Raw genomic sequence first — 10,235 nt, 5'->3', positions numbered from 1 at the left:
CTGTTGTTGAGCTAACATCTAAAAGGTTTCTGATTACACCTTCAAGATACGAAAAAGGAGCAGAAAAACTATGCTTTCTACTCCTTTTTTGTCCTTTAATTCTTATAGGACTTTTTCAGTGCCCTCTCATAACAACCCTGGGCTTCTTTTTTATCTCCCGGACTTCTTCTATTCAAAATATTCCTTCATTCGCTCAAAAAAGCTTTTCTCGTTTTTGCCGGGATTAGGTTTGAAGTTTGGCGAACTTTGCAATTTCTCTAATAGTTCACGTTCCTCGCGACTTAGCGCTTTTGGTGTCCATATGTTTATATGTACCAATTGGTCGCCACGACGATAGGAGTTCACTTCGGGCACACCCTTGCTTTTTAAGCGGAGAATCTTACCTCCCTGTGTTCCGGGATCTATTTTTATTTTAACCTTTCCGTCAATGGTTGGTACCTCAATGCTGGTACCTAAGGTGGCATCAATAAAGTTTACATGCAAGTCATAAATAACATTGTTGCCATCACGTTTCAGGGTTTCATGCGGGATCTCTTCTATCAGTATGATCAGATCTCCCGGTACGCCTCCACGTGGTGCCGCATTACCTTTGCCGCCCATGCTTAATTGCATGCCTTCGCTTACACCGGCCGGAATATTTATGGTTATGGTTTCTTCGCCACGCACAACACCATCACCGTGGCATACAGTACATTTTGATAGTATGGTTGAACCCTCACCATTACAGGTAGGACAGGTGCTGGTAGTCTGCATCTGACCCAGTATGGTATTAGTTACCCGGCGTACCGCTCCTGAGCCGCCACAGGTTTTGCAGGTTTGAAATGATGATTTATCTTTGGCACCGGTGCCGTCGCAGGTTTTACATGAAATTTGCTTGTTTACTTTTATTTTCTTTTCGGCACCGTTGGCTATTTCTTCAAGTGTTAATCTTACTTTAATACGCAGGTTACTGCCACGGCTTACTCTGCGGCCGCCTGCACTGCCACTTTGCCTGCCTCCGCCAAAAAATCCTTCAAACGGACTGCCACCGCCAAAAATATCACCAAACTGGCTGAATATGTCGTCCATATTCATGCCGCCACCACCATATCCGCCACCGTTGGCAGAATGTGCATTGGCAGCATGGCCAAACTGGTCATACCGCTGGCGTTTTTCGGGATTACTTAAAACCTCGTATGCTTCAGCGGCCTCTTTAAACTTATCTTCGGCAGCCTTGTCACCTTCGTTTTTATCCGGGTGATATTTAATAGCCATCTTACGATAAGCCTTCTTTATCTCATCAGCATCGGCACCTTTTGCTACGCCTAATATATCGTAGTAATCTCTTTTAGACATCTTTTTATTTCGGATTTCGGATTTTCGAATTCGGATTTGTTTTTATTTAGGATCTCTGATTTTGGATTTTTTATTTCAAATATTCAATTTCAAATTTTTATATCCGAAATCGAAAATTCGACATCCGAAATTATTAAGCTCCTACTATTACTTTAGCAAAACGCACTACTTTATCATTAAGGAAATAGCCTTTTTCCATTTCATCAATTACTTTGCCTTTCATGTCATCAGTAGGGGCAGGTATATTGGTAATGGCTTCCTGTAGTTCAGGATCAAACGGAGCACCAATTGATTCCATTTCTTTTAAGCCTTTTTGCGTTAACGCGTTTTTTAATTTATTCTGGATCAGTGTAACACCTTCTTTAACAGGTGCAACATCGGTAACAGTTTCCATTGCTTTTAAAGCGCGGTCGAAATCGTCAAGTACTGGCAATAAGGACACAATTACGTCCTTTCCTTCCATTTTTCTGGCTTCTTCACGCTCTTTTACTGTGCGCCTTCTGAAATTATCGAATTCAGCATATAAACGAAGGTATTTATCATTGGCAAGCGATAATTCCTCTTTCAGTGTATCTACAGGCGAGGGCGCATTTTCAGCAGCCTGCTCATCTATTTCCTGCTCGGTTTCGCTAATTATACTGTTTATCTCTTCAGTGTTATCTGAATTCTCTTTCTTTTTTTTCTTCAACATGTCGTTAAAATTCATAGCTAATAGTGCCAATCAAGTATCCTGCCATTGGCTTAAAGCCGACAAGGTGGCAGTACTATTTGGCGGGAACTGATTAGTTTGCAGTTGACAGTGCGCAGTTGGCAGTTATAGAAGAAGGTTGCAGCATGCAGTTGACAGTTTGCAGTTTTTTTACTGCCCACTGAAAACTGCTCGCAGTCAACTAATCTCAAGCAATCTTAACATCTTCCAATACCTTACCATTCTCGCATTTAATAATGCGCGACGGAAATGTGCGGATAATGTGATAATCATGAGTGGCTATAAGTACTGAGGTGCCTGACTGGCTTATCTGTTTAAGCAATAAAACAATCTCTTCTGATGTTTCCGGGTCAAGGTTGCCGGTTGGTTCATCTGCGAGTATAATTTCAGGATCATTAAGCAAAGCGCGGGCTATAACCACCCGTTGCTGTTCACCGCCTGAAAGTTCATGCGGCATTTTTTTAAGTTTTGAGCGTAAACCTACTTTTTCCAAAACATCAAGTGCCCGATCGGCAATCAATTTTTTGTCTGTCCAGCCGGTTGCGCGCATTACAAATTGAAGGTTTTGCTCAACAGACCGGTCGGTTAGTAGCTGAAAATCCTGGAAAACTATCCCCAGCTTACGGCGCAAAAAAGGAACATCATTGCTTTTAAGATTATTCAGATCATAGCCACAGGCATATCCTGCGCCGGTATTAATGTTAAGATCGCCATATATAACCTTTAGCAAGCTGCTTTTACCTGATCCTGTTTGACCGATAAGCCAAACAAATTCGCCTTTTTCAATATGCAGGTTAACATTTGATAATACAAGGTGCGCCTGCTGAAATATATCAACGTTGTTTAGCTTTATAATGGAATTTCCGATCATATCTTTTGGTTCACTGGTTCATTTGTTCAGTGGTTCATTGGTCTTGTCCTTTGGTTTGTCAGGCGACATATCCGCTAACCACCAATGAACTGATGAACCATTGAACTAATTAACTAACTCAAAGCTCTAATTTAAGGATCTGTCCAAAAGGCAGATCCTTAATAATGTTCATTATATACTCTGTTTTGTCGTGCAAGCCTACTTTATCTAATGATTTGTCAGGCCTGTCAACCCTGAAATAAGCAAGCAGCGTAAACTTGTCATCCCTTAACTGTACGTAATCAGGTATTTTGGCAACGCCTTTAACTTTAATTATATACATTTATTTAGGTTCATTAGTTTATTTGTTCAGTGGTTCATTGGTCTTGTCCTGTGGGTTATAACAGATTTGATCCGCTATCCACCAATGAACTAATGAACCATTGAACTAATGAACAATTATAAAGCAAGCACTTCCTTAACTCTCTCAGCCGCTTCTTTCAGCAATATGGCTGAGTAAACTTTTAAGCCTGACTCATCAATCAGCTTTTTAGCTTCTACAGCGTTTGTGCCTTGTAAACGAACAATGATCGGAACCGGGATATTACCTATTTCATGGTAGGCATCAATAACACCCTGGGCAACACGATCACAACGAACTATCCCGCCAAAAATATTGATCAGGATAGCTTTTACGTTCGGATCTTTTAATATAATATTGAAAGCTGCTTTTACACTCTCGGCATTTGCAGTACCGACAACATCTAAAAAGTTAGCAGGCTCGCCACCGGCAATTTTAATAATATCCATAGTGGCCATGGCTAAACCTGCACCGTTAACCATGCAGCCAACATTACCGTCAAGCTTTACAAAGTTAAGGTTTGATTTGCTCGCTTCAACTTCCATTGGGTCTTCTTCAGCTGTATCGCGCATTGCAGCGAAATCAGGATGACGGAATAAGGCATTGTCATCAAGGTTTACCTTGGCATCAACAGCCAGTATTTTATTATCAGATGTTTTTAAAACGGGGTTGATCTCAAATTGAGAAGAGTCGGTAGCATCGTAAGCTTTATATAAAGCGGTGATAAATTTCACCATATCCTTAAAAGCATCACCTGATAAACCCAGGTTAAAAGCAATTTTACGTGCCTGGAAAGCTTGTAAACCAACTTTAGGATCAATTTCTTCTTTATGGATGCGCTCAGGAGTTGAGTGTGCTACTTCTTCAATGTCCATACCACCTTCGGTAGAGTACATAATGATGTTGCGTCCTTTTGCACGGTCAAGCAAAACGCTTATATAAAATTCTTTGGTTTCGCTTTCACCGGGGTAGTAAACATCCTGAGCTACCAGTATTTTGCTAACCAGCTTACCTTCGGGACCTGTTTGAGGGGTAATTAGTTGCATGCCCAAAATGTTGGTTGCTCTTTCTTTTACCTCATCTAAGTTCTTAGCTAATTTAACGCCGCCGCCTTTTCCGCGACCGCCCGCATGTATTTGTGCTTTTACCACAACCCAATCAGAGCCGTAGTCTTCTTTCATTTTTTTTGCAGCTTCAACAGCTTGTTCAACGCTGTCGGCAACTATGCCTTCCTGAACCCTAACGCCAAAGCTTTTTAATATGGCCTTACCTTGATATTCGTGAATATTCATGTTTTGTGAAGAATTTGCGGTAAAGCTACTATTTAGTTTGGAAATAGAGATTAGAGGATGGAGATTAGACAGTAGTTTTTTACTTTAAAGTGAGCAAAAATTAACCTGTTGGCCTGGTCAATACTTTTTTTACCTAATCTCTGGCCTCCAATCTCTAATCTGTTCAACTTAGAGGTTAGTGGGATTGTTAATTTTTTTAAATTATCTTCATAAAAAAGATCTTTTTTGCCTAATCTCTGACCTCTAATCTCTACTTTTTACTGGTTAGTTTTTTACTTTACGGTGAGCAAAGATTTGTTGATTAATTCAAGTATTTTAAGGGGCATTATTCTGTTTATCCCTCTTAAAAAGTACCGGCTGTAATTTTTTTTCTTCTAATCTCTAATCTCTAATCTCTAATCTCTAAATTCGCCCATGCTCAAAGCTAAAAATATCCATAAATCATACGGGCAACTGCAAATATTAAAAGGCGTTGACTTTGAAGTTGGCCATGGCGAAATTGTTACCATTGTTGGCGCATCCGGCGCCGGAAAAAGCACCCTGCTTAACATAATGGGCACTTTGGACAGGCCAGACAATGGCAAGCTTTTTATTGATAAAACAGAGGTAAGCAGATTAAATAATAAAGCTTTAAGCGCTTTCAGAAATCAGCGCATTGGTTTTATATTCCAGTTTCACCATTTGCTTGGCGAGTTTGATGCCATTGAAAATGTTTGTATTCCAGCCTTTATTGCAGGCACTTCCCGCAAGGAAGCAGAGGGAAAAGCCACTGAATTGTTACAATTACTTGGTTTGGGCGAAAGATTAAATCATAAACCCAATGAGTTATCCGGTGGCGAGCAGCAAAGGGTGGCAGTTGCCAGGGCTTTGATCAATAATCCATCTATCATATTTGCAGATGAGCCATCGGGCAACCTTGATTCTGCAAATTCATTGGAATTGCATGAACTATTTATTAAGTTGCGTAAAGAGTTTAAGCAAACATTTGTAATTGTTACACATAACCAGGACCTGGCTGATATGTCAGACCGTACGGTTTTTATGAAGGATGGTTTGATAGTTTAATAACAAATGAATACACTGATAACCGCAGCCGCCTCGGCAGAAGCCTACCGGCTAAAAAATCAATTAAATAAACATAACATAATATTGGGTGATTATTTGGAGCTGCCTGCCTTTATGCTGGGGAGCGCAAATATGATCCGCCTGCCCAATCCCGCTTCGTTATCCTATGCGCACGAAATGTTAACTTTATGCCTTGATAAGAATATAAATACCGTTTATGCTTTGAGGGAAGAAGAATTAACTAACCTGGTTAAGGCAGAACAACTTTTTGAGGAATATGGAATTGAAATAGTAAATACAAAATAAAAAACGCGTCATTGCGAGGAACGAAGCAACCTCTGCTTAGGACAATCAAGGACCTTAACATTCTTGAGAACCTTAAAGCTTGCTCCTCTCCACATTGCATCTCCATTCATGATTTGTGTGTTCAGAGGTTGCTTCGTTCCTCGCAATGACGCGTGGTAATCATCACAACCATGAAACTACACACAATAGATACCGGCTTTTTTAAATTAGATGGTGGCGCTATGTTTGGCGTCGTTCCAAAAACTATCTGGAACAAAAGTAACCCTGCAGACGAAAATAATCTGTGCACCTGGGCCATGCGCTGTTTGCTGATAGAGGATGAAGGTCGATTGATACTGGTTGATACAGGCATAGGAAACAAGCAGGATCAAAAGTTTTTTAGTCATTATTATTTACATGGCGATGCCACGCTTGATAGCTCATTAGCTAAGCTTGGCTTTAATAGAAATGATATTACCGATGTATTTTTAACTCACCTGCATTTTGATCATGTTGGCGGAGCAGTGATAATGGAAGGGGAAAGGTTAATACCGGCATTTAAAAATGCAACCTACTGGAGTAACGAAAGGCATTGGGACTGGGCGGTAAACCCTAACGAACGTGAAAAGGCTTCGTTTTTAAAAGAGAATATATTGCCCATTCATGAAAGTGGGCAGCTAAAGTTTGTATCAACAGATGATGGTGTGAAATTTAGTGATAACATTAAGATCCGTTTTGTTTATGGCCATACGGATGCTATGATGCTGCCGCTTATTAATTACAAAGGAAAACAGATCTTATACATGGCCGACCTGCTGCCTTCAACAGGACATATCCCGCTGCCTTATGTTATGGCTTATGATATGTTCCCATTGCAAACACTTACTGAAAAGAAAGTATTTTTAAATGAAGCTGTTGAAAATAATTACGTTTTATTCCTGGAGCATGATCCGATAAATGAATGCTGTACTTTACAGCAAACAGAAAAGGGAATAAGGTTAAATGAAACGTTTAAACTAAGTGATCTTTAATTTGAAGATGTGTTGATTTAAGAATTTGAAAATAAATTAATTTAAAAATTCCCAGCTATGAATTACGATTATTTTAAAAAAATGTAACAAGCGTGTCAATATCAATTTGTATATAATTTTTTCACAACAATTTTATAACTTTGCACGTTCCACTCTAAAAACAAGAAGCGAGGTTAATAAATTAAATGAGACAACTCAAAATAACCCAATCCATTACCAATCGTGAGTCGCAATCACTTGATAAATATCTGCACGAAATTGGTAAAGTTGACCTGATAACAGCCGAAGAAGAAGTTATATTAGCTCAGAAGATTAGAGAGGGTGACCAGGCTGCATTAGAACGTTTAACAAAAACCAACCTTCGCTTTGTGGTTTCTGTAGCTAAACAATATCAAAACCAGGGCTTAACCCTTGGCGATTTAATAAATGAAGGTAACCTAGGTTTGATAAAAGCTGCAAAACGCTTTGACGAAACCAAAGGGTTTAAATTCATATCGTATGCCGTTTGGTGGATTCGTCAATCAATATTGCAGGCTATTGCCGAGCAATCACGAATTGTACGTTTACCATTAAACCAGGTAGGTTCATTAAGTAAAATAAGTAAGGCCTTTTCAAAGCTTGAACAGGAATTTGAGCGTGAGCCATCTCCCGAAGAGTTGGCAGATATGCTTGAAACAACAGTAGATAAAATTTCTGATACGCTAAGCAATTCAGGTCGCCATGTATCAATGGACGCGCCATTTGTACAGGGTGAAGAAAACACATTGCTTGATGTGCTGGAAAACCAGGAACCAAATACCGATTCAATTTTAATTAATGAGTCGTTATCTGAAGAGATAAAACGTTCCCTTTCAACCCTTACCGAGCGTGAACGCGAGATCATTGTTTTATTTTTTGGCTTAGGTACCAATCACCCATTATCTCTGGAAGAAATAGGTGAAAAATTCAACTTAACTCGTGAGCGTGTACGTCAAATTAAAGACAAAGCGCTTCAACGCTTGCGTCATACTTCAAGAAGCAAGATCCTGAAATCATATTTAGGATAAGGGAAAAGAGAGAGACAGGAAGTCAAGAGTCAGGAATCAAGATAAAAAATATCAGGCCTGGTTTTCAATATTGAAGACCCGGCTTTTTTTATATCCCATCCATGCCTCTTGATTCTTTACTCTTGATCCTTAACTTCTTGCCTCTATTCCTCATTTGTCGGTAATAAATTATATTTTTATAGGTTGCATACCTCCAACTTTTAATAACCAATGCGTCTTCGCTTTCAATTTTTAATTGTATTAGCAATAACAATTGTTTTTGCTTTAAAGCTTAATGCGCAAACATGCTCCGGTAGTTTGGGTGCACCTGTTATTAATGAAACTTTTGGAGCAGGCTCTACTTATGGCGTTGGTCTGCCTCTTGATCCTGCTATTACCAATTTGCAATATTTTGCGGATGGTTGTGGCGGAGAAGATGGACAGTATACGTTATTAACTGCAATGGGCACATCATGTAAAGGAGGAACATGGCAATCAATTCCGCAAGATCATACCCACGACAAATATGGCTATATGATGATCATAAATGCTACCCTTGATCCCAGCTTATTTTTTACTTATAAAGTTGACGGATCAAAACTTTGCCCTAATACCACCTATCAGTTTGCCGCCTGGATAATGAATATATTACGCCCCTTACCCCAAACTGCCGGCTACTCCCGGCCTAATATTACATTTACTATTGAAAAAGTTGACGGTACGGTTTTAAAAATGTACAACACCAAAGATATACTTGAGTCAGAAGTGTCGACCTGGGTTCAATACGGGACATTTTTTACCAGCCCAAGCGATGGGTCTGACATTGTGGTAAAAATGGTAAATAATGGCGCGGGCGGTAACGGGAACGACCTGGCTTTGGATGATATTACTTTCAGCGCATGCGGGCCCATGATACAAACCGGGTTTGGTGCTATTGGCAATATTGATGAAAAAAAGAGTTGTGTAAATGACAACTTAAACTATACCCTGGTTGCACAGCAAACCGGGTATATTGATCCAACTTATAAATGGCAGGAAAATAAAAATGATGGCATAGGCTGGGTTGATATCCCTAATGAAACTTCACTAAGTCTTGATGTCAATATTCCTAACGCCGCTGCCGGAAAATATCAATACAGGATAGGGATTTTAAATAAAGCAAGCGTCGGGGCCGAACAATGCCGCATTTATTCGGATCCTCTTACAATTACTGTTTATCCGCCTCCTGATGTAATGGTTTCATCCAATACAAGTGCTTGTATGGGGCAGCCGGTACAGCTTAGTTCAACCGGGGGCGATTCTTACTTATGGACAGGGCCAAACAATTTTATATCTACAGAAAACAGCCCGGTTGTAACCTATAATGGCAGCCCGGCCAACGATGGTGTTTACACGCTTAAGGTAACCAGGAACAATTGTCCGTTTTTTACCTCAACTACAGTTAAAGTATATGAAACAGCTACTGTAGAGCCATTAAGTAATGTGACAATTTGTGAAGGCAATACTACACAACTCACCGTTACCGGTATAAACATTGCTCATTACAAATGGTCGCCGGCTGAAGGATTGGATCATGATGATATAGCCAATCCGGTGGCCAGCCCCTCTGCAACCACTGATTATACTGTAACGGTAAGTAATGATGGATGTGCGGATATTAAGCCAATAGCATCGGTAACTGTTACGGTATTAAAAAAGCCGGCTGCTGATGCCGGAAAGCCCGTTAAGATGTTTGAAGGGCAAACCTGCAGGCTTGGCGGAACTTCGGGTGGTGATAAGGTGCAATTTTATTGGACACCTGCAAATTACCTTGATAACCCAACATCATTAACACCAACCACAAGTTCACCCAATGATATTACCTACACTTTGCATGTTGTATCAACCGAAAATTGCGGTGAGAGTACAAGTAGTGTTTTTGTAAGGGTTTATAAGCTGCTTACCATAGTTAACAGCTTTTCGCCAAATGGCGATGGTATAAATGACTACTGGTACATTAAAAATATTGACAATTATCCGAAGGCAGATATAAGTGTTTTTACACGATATGGGCAGAGGGTATTTCAAAATATAGGCTACAGCAAACCATGGGATGGCACCTTTAATGGCAGTACATTACCAGCCGGAACATATTATTATATAATAGATGTTAAGGATGATAATATTCCTAAACAATCAGGCTGGATTTTCATTGTGCGGTGAGCCAATTTTTTCTTTAAATTTCTTTCAATTTCTGTAACTATCCTAATTAAAATGCGGTCTATTGGTTATCAGTCACCAGT

General features: G+C 39.8%; 10 protein-coding genes. 5 read left to right on the top strand and 5 right to left on the bottom strand.

Going from position 1 to position 10,235, the window contains the following annotated elements:
• Positions 1–168 precede the first annotated feature (168 nt).
• The 5 genes from dnaJ to sucC form a co-directional block, all read right to left on the bottom strand.
• A complete protein-coding gene (gene dnaJ / locus JWQ54_RS01790) occupies positions 169–1,335 on the bottom strand; it encodes a molecular chaperone DnaJ (RefSeq protein ID WP_299579289.1) in 1,167 nt (388 codons plus the stop codon).
• Between the two features lie 133 nt (positions 1,336–1,468).
• The gene (locus JWQ54_RS01785; protein WP_299579286.1) at positions 1,469–2,041 is read right to left on the bottom strand and encodes a nucleotide exchange factor GrpE; all 573 of its coding nucleotides are present in this window, start codon (positions 2,039–2,041) and stop codon (positions 1,469–1,471) included.
• A 190-nt stretch (positions 2,042–2,231) separates the two neighbouring features.
• On the bottom strand, positions 2,232–2,915 hold the full coding sequence (locus tag JWQ54_RS01780; protein ID WP_299579283.1) for a cell division ATP-binding protein FtsE: 684 nt from the start codon (positions 2,913–2,915) through the stop codon (positions 2,232–2,234).
• A gap of 118 nt (positions 2,916–3,033) precedes the next feature.
• Entirely contained in the window at positions 3,034–3,237 is a 204-nt protein-coding gene (locus tag JWQ54_RS01775; RefSeq protein WP_073404962.1) for a fructose-6-phosphate aldolase, read from the bottom strand.
• 116 nt (positions 3,238–3,353) lie between these two features.
• Positions 3,354–4,592, bottom strand: coding sequence for an ADP-forming succinate--CoA ligase subunit beta (gene sucC, locus JWQ54_RS01770; protein ID WP_299579291.1), 1,239 nt, complete (start codon positions 4,590–4,592; stop codon positions 3,354–3,356).
• 369 nt (positions 4,593–4,961) lie between these two features.
• On the opposite strand from sucC, the gene JWQ54_RS01765 reads away from it, so the two are divergent.
• From JWQ54_RS01765 to JWQ54_RS01745, 5 genes are all read left to right on the top strand, one after another.
• Positions 4,962–5,612, top strand: a complete 651-nt coding sequence (locus tag JWQ54_RS01765; RefSeq protein WP_299579280.1) for an ABC transporter ATP-binding protein — start codon at positions 4,962–4,964, stop codon at positions 5,610–5,612.
• 6 nt (positions 5,613–5,618) lie between these two features.
• Complete coding sequence (locus JWQ54_RS01760) at positions 5,619–5,918, top strand: hypothetical protein (RefSeq protein ID WP_299579277.1); 300 nt, start codon at positions 5,619–5,621, stop codon at positions 5,916–5,918.
• A 170-nt stretch (positions 5,919–6,088) separates the two neighbouring features.
• Positions 6,089–6,928 (top strand): MBL fold metallo-hydrolase, encoded by an 840-nt coding sequence (locus tag JWQ54_RS01755; protein ID WP_299579274.1) that lies wholly within the window; start codon positions 6,089–6,091, stop codon positions 6,926–6,928.
• Between the two features lie 185 nt (positions 6,929–7,113).
• Complete coding sequence (locus tag JWQ54_RS01750) at positions 7,114–7,974, top strand: RNA polymerase sigma factor RpoD/SigA (RefSeq protein WP_073404581.1); 861 nt, start codon at positions 7,114–7,116, stop codon at positions 7,972–7,974.
• A 210-nt stretch (positions 7,975–8,184) separates the two neighbouring features.
• Entirely contained in the window at positions 8,185–10,155 is a 1,971-nt protein-coding gene (locus JWQ54_RS01745; protein ID WP_299579271.1) for a gliding motility-associated C-terminal domain-containing protein, read from the top strand.
• Positions 10,156–10,235: the final 80 nt, after the last annotated feature.

This window comes from Mucilaginibacter sp. (assembly GCF_028288225.1).
In the GTDB taxonomy this organism is placed as follows: Bacteria; Bacteroidota; Bacteroidia; order Sphingobacteriales; family Sphingobacteriaceae; genus Mucilaginibacter.
Note: the sequence above shows the minus strand (reverse complement) of the source record. Positions and strands in the feature narration are given on the sequence as shown.